At 70.5% G+C, this 16048-nt stretch carries 12 protein-coding genes and 1 tRNA gene; all 13 read right to left on the bottom strand.

Features of this window, described 5'->3' with window-relative positions:
• Nucleotides 1-68: 68 nt before the first annotated feature.
• Nucleotides 69-974, bottom strand: a complete 906-nt coding sequence (thrB, locus tag ACFQ91_RS05605) for a homoserine kinase (RefSeq protein WP_198498589.1) — start codon at nt 972-974, stop codon at nt 69-71.
• Complete coding sequence (gene thrC / locus ACFQ91_RS05600; protein ID WP_137825922.1) at nt 971-2059, bottom strand: threonine synthase; 1089 nt, start codon at nt 2057-2059, stop codon at nt 971-973. Before thrC ends, thrB begins: the two co-directional genes overlap by 4 nt.
• A 43-nt stretch (nt 2060-2102) precedes the next feature.
• Nucleotides 2103-3410, bottom strand: a complete 1308-nt coding sequence (locus ACFQ91_RS05595) for a homoserine dehydrogenase (protein ID WP_198498588.1) — start codon at nt 3408-3410, stop codon at nt 2103-2105.
• A 50-nt stretch (nt 3411-3460) separates the two neighbouring features.
• Nucleotides 3461-4897, bottom strand: a complete 1437-nt coding sequence (lysA, locus tag ACFQ91_RS05590; RefSeq protein ID WP_198498587.1) for a diaminopimelate decarboxylase — start codon at nt 4895-4897, stop codon at nt 3461-3463.
• Nucleotides 4898-5917 carry a DALR anticodon-binding domain-containing protein gene (locus ACFQ91_RS05585; RefSeq protein WP_198498586.1) on the bottom strand — a complete coding sequence of 340 codons (1020 nt, stop codon included), beginning with the start codon at nt 5915-5917 and terminating at the stop codon, nt 4898-4900.
• Between the two features lie 49 nt (nt 5918-5966).
• Nucleotides 5967-7142: a CynX/NimT family MFS transporter gene (locus ACFQ91_RS05580; RefSeq protein ID WP_198498585.1), complete on the bottom strand. Its 1176-nt coding sequence runs from the start codon at nt 7140-7142 to the stop codon at nt 5967-5969.
• 72 nt (nt 7143-7214) lie between these two features.
• Entirely contained in the window at nt 7215-9755 is a 2541-nt protein-coding gene (locus tag ACFQ91_RS05575) for an ABC transporter permease (RefSeq protein WP_198498584.1), read from the bottom strand.
• Nucleotides 9752-10498 (bottom strand): ABC transporter ATP-binding protein, encoded by a 747-nt coding sequence (locus ACFQ91_RS05570; RefSeq protein ID WP_198498583.1) that lies wholly within the window; start codon nt 10496-10498, stop codon nt 9752-9754. The genes ACFQ91_RS05575 and ACFQ91_RS05570 overlap by 4 nt, the downstream gene beginning before the upstream one ends.
• 79 nt (nt 10499-10577) lie before the next feature.
• Nucleotides 10578-10650 (bottom strand) — tRNA-Arg (locus ACFQ91_RS05565).
• A gap of 81 nt (nt 10651-10731) precedes the next feature.
• Entirely contained in the window at nt 10732-11709 is a 978-nt protein-coding gene (locus ACFQ91_RS05560; protein ID WP_198498582.1) for a D-alanyl-D-alanine carboxypeptidase family protein, read from the bottom strand.
• 259 nt (nt 11710-11968) lie between these two features.
• Nucleotides 11969-13015 (bottom strand): hemolysin family protein, encoded by a 1047-nt coding sequence (locus ACFQ91_RS05555; RefSeq protein ID WP_198498581.1) that lies wholly within the window; start codon nt 13013-13015, stop codon nt 11969-11971.
• Nucleotides 13005-14438, bottom strand: a complete 1434-nt coding sequence (locus ACFQ91_RS05550) for a hemolysin family protein (RefSeq protein ID WP_232623570.1) — start codon at nt 14436-14438, stop codon at nt 13005-13007. The genes ACFQ91_RS05555 and ACFQ91_RS05550 overlap by 11 nt, the downstream gene beginning before the upstream one ends.
• A gap of 131 nt (nt 14439-14569) precedes the next feature.
• Nucleotides 14570-16027 (bottom strand): GuaB1 family IMP dehydrogenase-related protein, encoded by a 1458-nt coding sequence (locus ACFQ91_RS05545; RefSeq protein WP_198498580.1) that lies wholly within the window; start codon nt 16025-16027, stop codon nt 14570-14572.
• Nucleotides 16028-16048: the final 21 nt, after the last annotated feature.

Here is a 16048-nt window from a genome sequence, read left to right as displayed (position 1 = left end):
GGTTCGCGGTGACACCGCCAAGCCCGTTCACTGGTGGAACATGCACCAGTTTACTTCCTCCGGCCCGATCACGCGAATTCGAGCCGGAATCCCTCCTCATCGATCCCCACGGGCACGGCGCGCACCCCCGCGGGCACCGCCTCGGCGGGGACATCCCCGGTGAGAGCGAGCACGGTCGGTCCCGCGCCGGAGATCACCGCGGGAATCCCCCGGGCCCGGAGATCGTCGACGAGCGCCATCGACTCAGGGTACGCGCTGCGGCGGAACTCCTGGTGGAGGCGGTCGTCGGTGGCCTCGAGCAGCGCGGTCGCGTCCGTGCTCAGGGCGTGGACGAGCAGTCCCGTGCGCGCGGAGTTCTCCGCCGCGACCGCGTGGGCGATCGTTGCCGGAATGAGGCCGCGCGCGGTGAGTGTGTCGAGTCTCACAGCGGGGATGAGGACCGTGACCGTCTCAACGGTGCGGACGGGAACCGTCCAGGCGCGGGCCGGTTCCGGCAGCGCGATCGTCAGTCCGCCGAAGATCGCCGGCGCCGCATTGTCGGGGTGGCCCTCGAGGTCTGCGGCGAGCTCGAGCATCCGCTCCCGGGTCAGCCCCGGCCCGCCGAGGGACTCGGAGACGGCACCGGCCAGGGCGATGCCGGCGACGACTGCGGCCGCCGACGATCCGAGGCCCCGCGAATGGGGGATCCGGTTCGTGCAGTCGAGGCTGAGCCGGGTCATGATCGCCGCAGCGCTCTCGCCCTGCAGCTGCGCGAGCACGTCCGACAGCACGCGCATGATGAGGTGGGAATGGTCGGTGGGCACATCCTCAGCGCCCTCCCCGCGCACGGTCACCGCGGCATCCGGGTCGACCGGCTCGTCCCCGAGGGTGAGGACGAGCGTGTCGACGAGGCGCAGCGCCAGGCCCAGCGAATCGTAACCGGGTCCGATGTTCGCCGAGGTGGCCGGCACCTCGAGCCGAAAGACCCGGCTCACCGGTCCTCGAGTCCGAGCTCGCGGGCGGCGGAGACGGCATCGACGGGCACCCGGACGGGTTCGAGGTCGGCGCCGTCGGCGGTGTGCAGGGCCCACTGCGGATCCTTGAGCCCGTGCCCGGTCACGGTCACCGCGATCGTCGCGCCGGCCGGCACGCGACCGGCCTCGGACATCTTCAGCAGACCTGCCACCGAGGCGGCCGATCCGGGTTCGACGAAGATGCCCTCTTCGCGCGAGAGCACCTTGTGCGCGGCGAGGATCTCGTCGTCGGTCACCGAGTCGATGAGGCCTCCGGAATCGTCGCGGGCGGCGATCGCCCGCTCCCAGCTGGCGGGGTTGCCGATGCGGATCGCGGTGGCGATCGTGTCCGGGTCGGTGACCGGGTGGCCGAGGACGAGCGGCGCGGCGCCGGCGGCCTGGAAGCCCCACATCTGCGGCAGCCGCGTCGAGACGCCGGCGGCCCGGTAGTCGTTGTAGCCCTTCCAGTACGCGGTGATGTTGCCGGCGTTGCCGACGGGCAGCACGTGGATGTCGGGGGCGTCGCCGAGGACGTCGACGACCTCGAACGACGCCGTCTTCTGACCTTCGATGCGGTCGGGGTTGACGGAGTTGACGAGATGGACGGGGTAGGACTCGGCGAGCTTCCGGCACAGGGTGAGGCAGTCGTCGAAGTTGCCGTCGACCTCGAGCAGGGTCGCACCGTGGGCGACGGCCTGGCTCATCTTCCCCGGGGAGATCTTGCCGGCGGGCACGAGCACGGCGCAGGTGAGTCCGGCCTTCGTCGCGTAGGCCGCGGCCGAGGCCGAGGTGTTGCCCGTCGACGCGCAGATCACGGCCTTCGCGCCCTGCGCCTTGGCCTGGGTGATCGCCATCGTCATCCCCCGGTCCTTGAAGGAGCCGGTCGGGTTGAGGCCTTCGTACTTCACCCACACCTCGGCGCCGGTGCGCTCACTGAGGCGCTCGGCGCGGATGAGCGGCGTTCCGCCCTCGCCGAGGCTGACCGACGGAGTGGTCTCCCCGATGTCGATGAGGCTGCGGTATTCGTCGATGACGCCCTGCCACTGGTGCCTGGGGTAAGTGCTCACGCGATGTTCGTCCTTCTCTTGTGTCGCATGCGGGTTGGTCGGGTCACTGGCCTTCGGCGCGGATGACGGAGACGACGGAGCGGACGACGGGCAGTTCGCCGAGGCGCTCGACCGTCCGCGACAGCGCGGCGTCGGTGTTCTCGTGGGTCGCGAGCACGAGCTTGGCGTGCTGGACGCCGTCGTCGTCGATCTCGCCGATCGTCTGGCGCATGAGCTCGATCGAGGCGCCCTCGGCGGCGAAGACCTCGGAGACCGCGGCGAGCACGCCGGGACGGTCGACGACGTCGAGGGTGATGTGATAGCGCGTGGTGATCGCCGAGATCGGCAGCAGCGTCGTCTCGGGGTGGAAGGGACGCTCGTACTGTCCGCGACCGCCGAGCACGCGGCGCCGGGCCACGGAGACGACGTCGCCGAGGACCGCCGAGGCCGTCGGCGCTCCCCCGGCGCCCTGACCGTAGAACATCAGGGAGCCGGCTGCTTCGGCCTCGACGAAGACGGCGTTGAACGCCCCGTGGACCGAGGCCAGCGGATGCGTGCGCGGCAGCAGCGCGGGGTAGACGCGGGCCGAGAGGCCGGGTCCGGCCGGCGAGTCGGCGACGCGTTCGCACACCGCGAGCAGCTTGATGACGAAGCCCTGCTCCTTGGCCGTGGCGACCATGTCGGCGGTGATGCCGGTGATCCCCTCGACGTGGACGTCGGCGATCGTCATCGGGGCGTGGAAGGCGAGCGAGGAGAGGATCGCGGCCTTCGCGGCGGCGTCGTGTCCGCCGATGTCGGCCGTCGGGTCCGCCTCGGCGTATCCGAGCTCCTGGGCCGAGGCCAGCGCGTCGGCGAAGTCCCAGCCCTCGGTGTCCATCTGGTCGAGGATGTAGTTCGTCGTCCCGTTGACGATGCCCATGATCCGGTCGATGCGGTCACCGGCGAGCGAGTCGCCGACGGGCCGGATGATCGGGATGGCACCGGCCACCGCGGCTTCGTGCTCGAGGCGGACCTCGGTGTCGTCGGCGGCGGCCATGAGCTCGCCGTAGGACGCCGCGAGCAGCGCCTTGTTCGCGGTGACGACCGAGGATCCCTGCGCGAGCGCCTGCATGATGAGCGTCTTCGCCGGTTCGATCCCGCCCATCAGCTCGATGACGATGTCGGCCCCGGTGATCGCCGCCTCAGCGTCGGTGGTGAGCAGGCCGGGATCGATCCCGGGCCGGTCCTTGCCCAGGTCACGGACGACGACGGCGGTGAGCTCGAGGGGGGCGCCGATCCGCTCCGCCAGCGCCTCGGAGCGGGACTGGATGCGTGCGGCGACCTCGGTGCCGACGACTCCGCTTCCGAGCATCGCGACTTTCAATGGCTGCATGGCTCACTCTCTGTTCTTCGGTCTCTGCACAGGTGGGGGCTGCGTCATCGTCACTGCCGGGTGGCGTCGGCCATCCCGGGGTCGTTCGCAAAGAGCTGCGAGTACGTCTCGGGAGTGACGATCCAGTCCACCCTATCCGGTGTCACGGCCAGCACCCCCGGTCGGGCGACATGATTGTAGTTGCTCGACAGGGCGCGGCAGTAGGCTCCGGTGCCGGGGACGGCGACGAGGTCGCCGGGGGCGACGTCGGCGCCCATGTACTCGTCGCGGACGATGATGTCGCCGGACTCGCAGTGCTTCCCGACGACGCGGACGACGGCGGGGGCGGCATCGGAGTTCCGATTGGCCAAGGTACACGAATAGTCGGCGTCGTAGAGAGCTGTCCGAATGTTGTCGCTCATGCCGCCGTCGACGGCGACGTACGTGCGCACACCGGAGTCGGTGACGACCTCCTTGACGGTGCCGACCGCGTAGAGGGTGAACACCGCCGGGGAGACGATCGCGCGGCCGGGCTCGATGGAGATCCGCGGCACGTTCGTCCCGAGCCCGCGGCACTCCTTGGCCACCACCTCGGCGAGGGAGGTGGCCATCTCCGCGACGGGGATGGGCGTGTCCTGCGAGGTGTAGCGGATGCCGAAGCCGCCGCCGAGGTCGACGTCGGGCAGGTCGACGCCGTGGTCGGACATGATCTGGGCCCGCAGCGCGAGCACCCGCGCGGCCGCGACCTGGAATCCGGAGATGTCGAAGATCTGGGAGCCGATGTGCGAGTGGAGGCCGTCGAGGCGCAGGTGCGCGGAGTCGACGACGCGGGCGGCGGCCTCGGCGGCCTTGCCGGCGGCGACGGAGAGACCGAACTTCTGGTCTTCGTGCGCCGTGGCGATGAAGTCGTGGGTGTGGGCTTCGACGCCGACGGTGACGCGGAGCATGACGGGGGCGATGACGCCCTTGGCGGCGGCCACGGCCTCGAGCCGATCGACCTCGTCGAGGCTGTCGACGATGATCCGTCCGACGCCGTAGTCGAGGGCGTACTCGAGTTCGGCAAGCGACTTGTTGTTCCCGTGCAGACCGATGCTCTCCCCCGGCACGCCGGCGGCGTGGGCGATCATCATCTCCCCGAGCGAGCAGGTGTCGAGCCCGAGACCGGCCTCGTGCACCCACTTGGCGACGGCGGTGCAGAGGAACGCCTTGCCGGCGTAGAAGACGTCGACGCCGGACAGGCCCTTCTCCGGGGCGAACGCCGCCGCGTAGGCATCGCGGTAGAGCCCGGCGCGGGAGCGGAAGTCATCGACGTCGAAGACGAAGGTCGGGGTGCCGAAGCGCTCGGCGAGCTCGGTCACCGGGTGCCCGGCGATCGTGAGCACGCCGTCGTCGCCCTTGGCCACGTTGTCCGACCAGAGGCTCGGCATGACGGCATTGACGTCGTCGGGGTAGGGCAGCCACACGGGGGCGGGGGTCGCATGGAGCTGACCGGCGATGTGGGCGGGCATTCATATCCTCTCCGGGGCGGTGACGCCCAGCAGTCGCAGTCCTGTGGCGAGGACCGTGGTCGCACCGGCCGCGAGCACGCAGCGAGCTGCGTGGACGGCGGTGATGTCGGCATCGAGTGTCGGAACGATGGCGCGCTCGGCCGCCGACCATGCGGTGAGGGCCGCGGCGAGGTCCTCGAGGACGGCGGTCACCGAGCGCAGGGACTCCCCCGGCCGCCTCCCGGTGTCGGCGTGCCTGCCGGTGCCGGCCTGTCTGCCGGTGCCGGCCTGTCTGCCGGTCGGCTGCGGGCCGTCCGGCTGGGATCCGGTCGCCGCTGATGTGATCGGCGCAGTTCCGGTCTCCGCTGATCCGGTCGCCCGGGCGAGGACTCCTGCAGCCTCGGTGATCCGCAGCGCGAGCTGGCGGTCGGCGGGAGCGAGGGTGACGTCCGGCGTGCGATGCTCTGCCTCGTCCGCAACGACGCGGATTCCCGCCGCAGCGGCGCGGCGGAGCAGGCGACGCCCGGTCGCATGGGCGTGCTGGACGCGGTGGAGCGGGTTGGCTGGAGCGGCCGTGCGGAGCAGCTCGACGTCGCGGGCGAGGGCGGTCGCGGTGCGCGAGCGGGCCGACCCGTAGCGGAGGGCATCGGCGTCGAGGACTCCAAGACCGTCCGGCTCCGTCGGCCGGTCGGACGAGGCGAGGGTCGCTCCGGGCCCGGGATCGCCGAGGTGGCGGCCCGCGGCGACCTGCGCGACAGTGCCGAGCAGGGCGGGGGTCTCCAGCACGATGCGGAGGAATCCCGGACCGGTGACCGTGACCGACGCGATGTCCGGGTGGGAGGCGACCGCCTCGGCGATGGACTCCGCCGTCGACTGCGGCTCCCGCGTGCCCAGGCGCAGGGGCAGATTGGACTGCCAGTCCCCCGCGGCGACGTCACCGCCGCGTCGCAGCACAGTGCCGGTGGGGGCCGGATCCTCCGCGGGGCGCAGCGTCGACAGAGCCGCCTCGGCGAGGACGACGTGCAGCTGTTCCGGGGTCACGTGCCCAGCGTACTCGGGGCGGCAGACCCCGACCGAATCGTCCGCATGCTCAGATGTGCCCGGGCCGGCTCGCCGGGATGGTGACGCCGAGCTTGAGGACGACGGAGGCGAGGACGAGGACGATCGCCGGGGTGAGGGTGTCGGAGCTCTCGACGAGGAGGGCGAAGAGCAGCGGCCCGGTGGCGGCCATGAGGTAGCCGCCGCCCTGGACGAAGCCGGCGAGGGCCGCCGAGGCCTCCGGGGTCGCCGAGCGCAGGGTGATGAGGGTGAGGGCGAGCGGGAACGTCGAGATGCCGATGCCGAGGAGCACCGTCCACAGCTCCGGGGCCGCCTGCGGGGCGAGCCAGAGACCGATGTAGCCCGCCGCGAGGCTGAAGCAGAAGGCGATGACGATCGGGGCGGCGCTGCGCAGGCGCGCCGTGAGCGCCGGGAGGACGAAGCCGAGGACGAGGGGCACGGCGGTGACGAGGGCGAGCATGGCCCCGGCGAAGGCGGAATCGAATCCCGCGCGGGTGAGCAGCGGGGGCAGCCAGGTGAAGAGGATGAAGTTGTTGAACGACGTCATCCCCGTCATCGTCATCAGCGCCCATGCCCGCGGGGTCCGCAGCAGGCGGCGCAGCTCGGCGCCGCCGACGACGGTCGCGGTCACGGTCACCCGGGCCGGGGGCCTGCGCACGGCGATGACCGCCCACACGGCGACGGCGACGAGCGCACACGCGACCCACACGAGCAGCGAGCCCCGCCAGTCGAACTGTCGGGCCAACGGGACGGCGACGAGCGGCGGGAGGAATGTGCCGAGCTGGAGCAGACCGACGTGGACGGTCGACATGAGCGCGACCCGGTCGGGGAAGTGCGACTTGACGATCGGGGGCACGACGACGTTGCCGAATCCCATGCCGAGGAGCGCGACGACGCTGAGGAGGAGGAAGAGCGTCGGGGAGGACACGAGCGCGCGGGCACCGAGGCCGAGGGCGATCATGATCATCGCGACGAGGCTGACGGTGATCGCCGAATACCGGGAGACGAGCCGCGGGGCGAGGAACCCGCCGACCCCGTAGAGGAGCGGCGGCAGCATCCCGATGATCGCGAGGAACGCGGCGCTCAGCGGGATCTCGGCGCCCATGAGATCGAGCAGCGGCGAGAGCCCCGTGACGCCGGGACGGAGGTTGAAGGCGGCGACGACGATGCCGAGCAGGATGATCGCGGTCGTCCAGGCAGCCCTCATAGAGGCCTTTCTACCACTGTCCCTGCCGCCGACCGCCCAGCGGGGTCACGTCGTGCCGGCCGTCCAGCGGGCTCAGTTCTCCTGCTTGAGGCCCTCGACGGGAGAGAGCCGGGCCGCGCGTCGGGCCGGAGCGAGGGCGGAGAGGATGCCGGCGAGCATGGCGACGACGAGGATGCCCGCCGACGCCAGCAGCGACCAGTCGACGACGAAGGCGTTCGAGAAGTCGGCGGTGATGAGCCGGGTGGCGACGATGCCGAGGGTCCCGCCGAGGGCGAGGCCGATGAGTGCGGCGACGACGGAGATGAGCACGGCCTCGAACGCGAGCAGGGCGCGCAGCTGGGCGAGGCTCAATCCGAGCGCCCGCAGCAGCGAGTTCTCCCGCCGCCGTTCGATGACCGAGAGGCTGATCGTGTTCGACACCCCGATGAGGGCGATGAGGACGGCGACGAAGAGGACGCCGACGGCCATGAGGAGGAGCACGTCGATGACCTGGGAGAAGAGTCCGCGGTCGACGGCTGAGCCGATGACCTCGTCGGTGGGGACATCGAGCGCTTCGGCGACGTCCTGCCGGATCCGCAGGATGTCGGTGACGCTCTGGTCGGGGGTGAGCGTGATGAGCACAGCGGTCGCGGCCGGGGAGATCCCGATGGCGTTGCCGACGTCGGCGGTCGTGAAGTACGCCCGGGTCGACTCGCCGGCGCGTTCGACGGGAAATGCGGTGTCGGTGAGGCCGCGGACGACGACGGTGTCGCGCGGATAGTCGGCGGGCACGGTGACCCGGCCGGGCACGAGCGGCGGGGCGGCGTCGCCGAGGAGCGCCTCGGCGGACCCGGGATCGAGGATGTAGAGCTCGGCCTCGTCGTCGACGACCTGCCCGTGATAGGCGAGCACCGCCGTGTCGACGCCGTCGATGTCCCTGATGTCGCTCAGCGTCGTCGCATCGGTGCCGTTGCCCAGCGACACGGCGACATCGATCGGGAAGTGCTGTTCGAGTCCCGCACTCAGCGTCGCCTTCGTCGACATGCCGCCGACGACGAGGGTGGACACGAGGGTGACGCCGATGACGAGGGCCGCGGCGGTCGAGCCGGTGCGACGGCGGTTGCGCAGCGTGTTGAGCGTCGCGAGCTGGCCCGGCAGCCCCCACGGGGTGACGGCGAGATCGCCGATCCACGAGACGACGGGCGGGATGATCTGACCCGAGCAGAGGACGATCCCGACGACGACGAGGGCGCCGCCCACGGCGCCGACGACGATCCAGGCGCTCGACCCGGCGGCGAAGACCAGCGCGGCGACGATGCTCACCGCCCCGATCGCGATGCTCCCCCAGCCGGCCGCCCCGCGGACCCGTGACTGGCGGGTCGGGGCGCCCGTGACGTCGAAGGGCTGAAGCGCCTCGAGAGGCGTCACGGCGATCGCGCTGCGGGCCGGCCGGATGGTCGCGGCCAGGGTGAGGATGACGCCGACCACGACGCCGAGGACGAGCGCCCAGCCGGGCACCGAGAGCGAGACGTAGGCGAACTCGCTCTCCCAGAAGCGCCGCGCCACGGCGATGAGAGCGGCACTGACCCCGATCCCGGCGATGACGCCGACGACCGACCCGGCGAGGCCGACGACGAGGCCCTCGACGAGCACCGACCCGTAGAGCTGCCGCCGGGAGGCGCCGAGGCAGCGGAGCAGGGCGAGCTCGCGGCGGCGGCCGGCGACGATGACGGAGAACGTGTTGGAGACGACGAGGACGGCGACGACGACGGAGATCCCCGCGCAGCCGAGCAGCATCCACGCGATGAAGCTGCTGCCCTGGGAGAACTCCGCGACCTGCCGGTCGATCGCCTCGTCGACGCTGAGCGTCTGCAGCTGCCCGCGCAGGGCGGAGTCGGCGAGGAACGCGTCGACCCCGGCGCGCACCGCCGCGGGGTCGACGGAATCCGCGTCGAGGTCGATCTGGATCGCCGAGACCCGGCCGATCTGGGCGAAGTGCTCGCGGTAGCTCGCCGCCGTCGTCAGGGCCCGGGGCAGGCCGGCGAGCGTCGGGTCCTCCCCCATCTCGGCGATGCCGACGACCGTGAAGTCGGTCACGGCGCTGCGCGGGGCGCGGTAGATCGGCATCTCCTCGGCGTCGGTGTCGATGCGCGCCGAGGCGGTGGAGAAGCGCACGACGTCGCCGACGCCCAGTCCGAGGTCGGCGGCCGTCCCAGTGTCGACGACGAGGTCGGTGGGTGCCTGCGGCCGGGTTCCCTCGCGCACGGCGAAGGTGTCGAGACCCGGATCGACGGGGGTCGGAGAGATCGCGAAGTCCGTGTCGGCGAAGGCGTCGCTGCGGCCCGAGGCGATCGCGCTCGCCGCGACGTCGACGGCGCCGATCCCCGGCTGCGCGGCGAGGTCGTCGCTGAAGGCGGCGACCGCGGAAGGATCGAGGTCGGCTCCCGTCTCGGGCATGAGCACGAGATCGGCGTTGGCGTACGACTGGCTGATGCCGTCGCGCACGCTGGCATCGAGCGAGGCGCTGATGATGAGGGTCGCGGAGACGAAGCCCGCCGCCAACGCGATGCCGAGCCCGATCGCGGTGAACCGCGCGAAGTGGACTCGGATCTGCGCGAAGGCGACGGCGATCACTGTCCGCTCAGCTCGCTCAGTCCGGTGGCGACCGCCTGCGGGGTCGGCGAGGTGATCTCTCCCCCGACGCGTCCGTCCTTGAGGAGGACGACCCGGTCGGCATGCGCGGCAGCGGCAGGATCATGGGTGACGAGGATGATCGTCTGCCCGTACTGGGAGGCGGCGGCATGGAGGAGATCGAGCACCTCGGCGCCGGAGAGGGAGTCGAGATTGCCCGTCGGTTCGTCGGCGAAGACGACGTCGGGGCGGGTGAGCAGCGCACGGGCGACGGCGACGCGCTGCTGCTGACCGCCGGAGAGCTCATGCGGACGGTGCTTGAGCCGGTCGCCGATGCCGAGGCGCTCGACGATCTCCGCCTTCCAGGCGGTGTCGATGGTGCCGCGGGCCAGTGACACGGGCAGATCGATGTTCTGCTCGGCATTGAGCGTGGGCACGAGGTTGAAGGCCTGGAAGATGAAGCCGACCCTGTCCCGGCGCAGCTGGGTGAGTTCGCGGTCGTTGAGCGCGGTGATGTCCTCACCGCGCATGAGGATCTCGCCCGAGTCGACGCGGTCGAGTCCGGCGAGGACGTGCATGAACGTCGACTTGCCCGACCCGGAGGGACCCATGATCGCGGTGAGCCGACCGGAGTCGAAGTCGACGCTGATGTCGTCGAGCGCGGTCACCGCGGTGTCGTCGCGGCCGAAGCTCTTGCGCAGGCCGCGGGCCCGCAGCACCACCTCGGTGTCGGTTGTCGTCGTCATCACTGTCCTCATCGTCTGGCTGACCGGAGGGGAGAACGAGAAACCGCCCACCTCAGCGACTGAGATGGGCGGATCGCTGTGCCCGCGACAGGATTCGAACCTACGACCTTCTGCTCCGGAGGCAGACGCTCTATCCACTGAGCTACGCGGGCAACGCATGTCATGCTATCACCGACTGCGAGGTGAACCCAAAACGCCGCCCGACGGTGTCGGGCGGCGGAGCGGGTGAGGGCTCAGGAGCCCTTCATGTCCTTGCGACCGGGCACGTACTCCCAGTGCCAGAGCTCGTAGGAGTTCGCCTTGGCCCAGTCCGGGTTCTCCCAGCCGTACTTGCCGGCGTTGGCCTCGAGCCACGCGTAGTTCGAGGTGTCGAGGTCGAGCGCCAGTCCCCACCCGTGGTTGGAGGTGCCCGGGCGGGCGGCGAAGCCGGGCTTGCGCGCGGCCACGGAGATCTGGCCCTCGAGCGAGCGGTAGGAGTCGGTGATGCCGATGTCCTTGCCGGTCTCCTTCTTGAACGCGGCGTTCATCTCCGCGAAGGCGACGGCGGCGTCCGAGCGCAGCTTGTGATCGCCGACGCCGACGCTGCACAGCCATTCCTCGGGCAGCTCGCCGTTCGACGGGGTGCCCGACGGGGCCTCACCGGAGCAGCCGGGCAGGACGGTCTTCTCGATCGCGCGGGACGCGGCCTCGGCCTTGTTCTGCTTCGCGCTGGGCGCGCCGATCTCGATGCTCGTCGTCTCATCGGTCTCGGGGATGTCCGCGGAGACCGATTCGGCGTTGATGCTGCGCGTCTGCGCCTCGGCCGCGGAGGTGTCGACCTTGACCTCCTGCGAACCGCTCATGTTGCCGGCGATCATCACCGCGGCGATCGCGGTGCCGGTGACGGAGACGGTGGCCAGCGCCGAGGCGGTGGTCACCCGCTTGCGGCGGACCGAGCGCAGGAGCGCGCCGTCCGAACCGCGGTCGCTCAGGGACGCGGCGAGGGTGCCGGTGCCGCGCGATTCGGCGGCCATGGCCGCCCGGCGCGGGGATCCGGCCGCGGCCTTGGCCTCGGCGGCCATCGCGGCGCGGCGCGGAGAGAGAGTGGTGGACGGGGCTGCTGCCCGGGGCTGCGACGGGGTGTCGCGGGAGAAGGCGCTCGAAGCGGTGTGCTGTTTGCGCAGATCGCGCCGGCGGACCGGTGCCACTGCGGTCGAGGAATCACTCGACATATCACTCCATACTGTCGTCTGCTGTGCTGCATGCCCGTCGCCTGCGCAACGAGAGAAAAGCTTATGTCACAACACTATAACGGCATTGTTACAGAATGTCATTTAATTCCACTTTCTCGGGTGTGACCTGCACCGATGCTCGTGTCTGAGCGGCCGGACAGCGCCCGGGATGTTACCAGGCACACCCTGTTCGTTACATTTCGTTACACAGACCACGCCTCGGCCGTGACCTCGGCCACCGCGTGAGACGAAGCTCACCTCAGCTGCCGAACCGTCCCCGCTGCATCGCGTCCTGGACCTCGCCGACGAGCTCCTCGAGGACGTCCTCGAGGAAGAGCACGCCGAGCACCTCGCCGTCGGCGTCGAGGACGCGGGCGACGTGGATGCCGACCTTCTGCATCTGCGCGAGCGCCTCCTCGACCTCGTCGTCGGCCATGACCGTGAAGAGGGGACGGAACCGCTTCGCCGGCACCGGCTCGGTGTCGCGCTCGGAGTAGAGCACGTCCTTGATGTGGAGGTAGTGCCCGGGATACCCGTCCTCGTCGACGACGAAGTAGCGGGAGTACCCCGTGCGCCCGACGAGGGTGACGAGTTCGTCGGGGGTCACCTCGGCGCTGATCGTGATGAGATCGGACATCGGCACCATGATGTCGGCGGCGGTCTTGTCGCTGAACTCGAGAGCGCCCTTGAGCAGTCCGGTCTCGTCGTTGAGCAGGCCCTCGCGCTTGGACTCCGCGACGATCGATTCGACCTGCTCGATCGTGAAGGCCTCATTGACCTCGTCACGCGGCTGGATGCCGATGAGGCGCAGCACCGCGTTCGCGAGACCGTTGAGCGGCTTGATGACGAAGCCGAAGATCCGGGCGAGGAAGACGAGCGGCGGGGCGAGCAGCATGACGGCCCGGCCCGAGGTCGCCAGCGCGATGTTCTTCGGCACCATCTCGCCGATGACGACGTGGAGGTAGGTGACGATGCCGAGGGAGAGGATGAACGAGATCGTCGACGCCGCGGATTCGGGGATCCCGAGCCCGGCGAGCGGTCCCGCGAGCAGATGGTGGATCGCCGGCTCGGAGACGTTGCCGAGCAGCAGCGAGCACACGGTGATGCCGAGCTGGCAGATCGCGAGCATGAGCGAGACGTGCTCCATCGCGTAGAGCGCCGTCTTCGCGGCCCCCGACCCGGCGGCCGCGCGCGGCTCCACCTGGGAGCGCTTGGCGGCGACGATCGCGAACTCCGAGGCGACGAAGAACGCGTTGCCGAGCAGCAGGACGACGAGCCAGACGAGTCCGAGCCAATCAGAGCTCATGCTTCCGACCTCCCTCTGCGCGGTGGCGGGCGTCGCGATGCTGAGCGTCGGTCGCCTCGGTGGACTGGGTTTCGGCGGCGTCGCTCGCCTCGCGGGTCCGGGGGTCGGCGGCGTCGTAGGCCTCGGCGTCGGTGGCGCGCATCACCACACGCAGCCGCTCGATGCGGCGCCCGTGCATCCGCTCGACCCGGATGAGGGCATCGGGTGTGCGCACCTCGTCGCCGGGCTCCGGGATCCGGCCGAGCTCCTTGAGGACGAAGCCGGCGATCGTCTCGTAGTCGGAGTCCTCGGGGATCGTCAGCCCGATCGTCGTCTCGATCTCATCGGGGCGCAGCTGCCCGGGCACGATCCACGAACCGTCGCGGACCGGCCGCGCGGCCACCCGCATCCGGTCGTGTTCGTCGGCGACCTCCCCGACGAGCTCCTCGACGACGTCCTCGAGGGTGACGACCCCGGCAGTGCCCCCGAACTCGTCGACGACGACGGCCATCTGCATGCCCTTGCCGCGCAGCTCCATGAGCAGCGGGTCGAGGCGCAGGGTCTCGGGGATCTCGGTGACCTCGGTCATCAGTCCCCCGGCGTAGGCGTCGTCGCGGTTGGCCGGGGGCACTGCGAAGGCCTGTTTGACGTGGACGACGCCGAGGATGTGGTCCTTGTCCTCGCCGGCGACGGGGAACCGCGAGTACCCGGTGGCCCGGGCCTGTTCGATGATCTGGCGCGCCGTCGTGTCCTTCGTCACCGAGGACATCCGGGTGCGCGGGGTCATGACGTCCTCGGCGGTGCGCTCGGAGAACGACAGGGTGCGCTCGAGCAGGTCAGCGGTCTGCTCGTCGAGCACCCCCTCCTCGGCGGAGTGGCGCACGAGCGAGGTCAGCTCCTCCGGGGAGCGACCGACCGTGCCCTCCTCCTGCGGCTCGATGCCCATCGCCCGCAGGATCTTGTTCGCCGTGCCGTTGAGGAACGCGATGACGGGCTTGAGGACGACGGAGAAGACGTACTGCATGGGGGCGGCGATGCGCCCGGTGGCGAGCGGAATCGCGATCGCGAGGTTCTTCGGCACGAGTTCGCCGAAGATCATCGACAGCACCGTGGAGATGATGAGGGCGATCGCCAGGGCGATCGGCTCGGCGAGTCCCGGGCCCGCACCCCACGACTCGAAGACCGGTGAGAGCATCCGCCCGAGCGAGGGCTCCATGAGGTAGCCGGTGAGCAGCGTGGTGATCGTGATGCCGACCTGGGCGGCCGAGAGCTGCGTCGACAGATGCGTCATCGACTGCCGCAGGGTCTTCGCTCCGACGACCCCGTCGGCCACGGCCTTGTCAGCGGTGTGCCGGTCGAGGGTGAGGAGGGAGAATTCGGCGGCGACGAAGATGCCCGTGCCGCAGATGAGAAGGAGGGCGAGGGCCAGGTACAGCCATTCCATCAGTGACGAGCCCCGCGTGACGAGACCTCGATGCGAGTGTCAACTCTGCCAACGACCCTTGACAGAGGAGGGTCGTCGTCTGGGGCGCCGGCTTCCCGCCGGCGGGGACTGTCACTGAGCATGGATCGATTTTACCAACTTCCCGCCAGCGGTCGACCCTCTTCGTACCCGGCAGCGCTCTGCACGCCGACGCTCGCCCGCTCGGCGAACTCGGTGAGGCTCTGCGCACCGGCGTAGGTGAACGAGCTGCGGACCCCCGAGGTGATCGAGTCGAGGAGGTCCTCGACGCCGGGTGAGGCGGGGTCGATGTACATCGTCGACGAGGAGATGCCCTCTTCGAACAGTCCCTTGCGGGCCCGGGAGAACGCCGATTCCGTCCGCGTCCGGTTCGCCACCGCACGCGCCGAGGCCATGCCGAAGCTCTCCTTGTACCGACGCCCCTCGCCGTCGACGAGGAGGTCGCCCGGGGACTCGTGGGTGCCGGCGAACCACGAGCCGATCATCACCTGGGAGGCCCCGGCGGCCAGTGCCAGCGCGACGTCGCGCGGGTAGCGCACTCCCCCGTCGGCCCACACGTGCGCGCCGAGCTCGGCGGCGGCTGCGGCGCATTCGGCGACGGCGGAGAACTGGGGACGGCCGACGGCGGTCATCATCCGCGTCGTGCACATCGCGCCCGGCCCGACGCCGACCTTGACGATCTGGGCCCCGGCGGAGACGAGATCGCGCACCCCGTCGGCGGTGACGACGTTGCCGGCGACGATCGGCACCCCGAGGTCGGCGTCGGCGACGGCGGTGAGCACGTCGAGCATCTTGGCCTGATGGCCGTGGGCGGTGTCGACGACGAGGACGTCGGCGCCGGCGGCGACGAGCGCCTCGGCGCGCTGGGCGGCATTGCCGTTGACGCCGATCGCCGCGGCGATCCGAAGATTCCCGTCCGCGTCGAGGTTGGGGGTGTAGATCGAGGAGCGCAGGAGCGACTTCGGCGTCAGCGCGCCGAGGAGCTGCCCGGCGTCGTCGACGACCGCGGCATAGGAGGTCCGCGCGTCGTTCATCGTCTCGAACAGCGACTCGAGCGCGTGGGCGTCGGCCCAGTCGATCTCGTCGGCCCTGATGACCTGCGGGGAGGTCTCGGTGAGTTCGCCGACAGCGGTGAACCGGTCGACGTCGCGGAGGTTCGCGGCGTCGATGACGCCGACGAGGGAACCGGATCCGTCGACGACGGCGCCGAATCCGTGGGCGCGCTTGCCGAGCACGTGGAGCGCGGAGAGCACGGTGTCCTCGGGTGAGAAGCGGAGCGCGGATTCGAAGATCCGATCACGGCTCTTGACCCAGCGGATCGTGTCCTCGGCCGCGGTCAGGGGGATGTCCTGGGGAAGCACTGCCAGACCGCCTCGGCGGGCCATCGTCTCCGCCATCCGCCGCCCCGACACGGCGGTCATGTTGGCGGCCACGATGGGGGTCGGGGACCCTGTCGGATCGGTGGAGGTGAGGTCGACGTCGAAACGCGAGGTCAGCGACGAGGAATTGGGGACAAGGAACACGTCGGAATACGTGAGATCGTGTTCTGGTTGGTGTGAAATGAAACGCATAACACTATTGTCCCCTATGTG

Source organism: Brevibacterium sp. NPDC056726 (genome assembly GCF_042790515.1).
GTDB classification, from domain to species: Bacteria; Actinomycetota; Actinomycetes; order Actinomycetales; family Brevibacteriaceae; genus Brevibacterium; species Brevibacterium sanguinis.
Note: the sequence above shows the minus strand (reverse complement) of the source record. Positions and strands in the feature narration are given on the sequence as shown.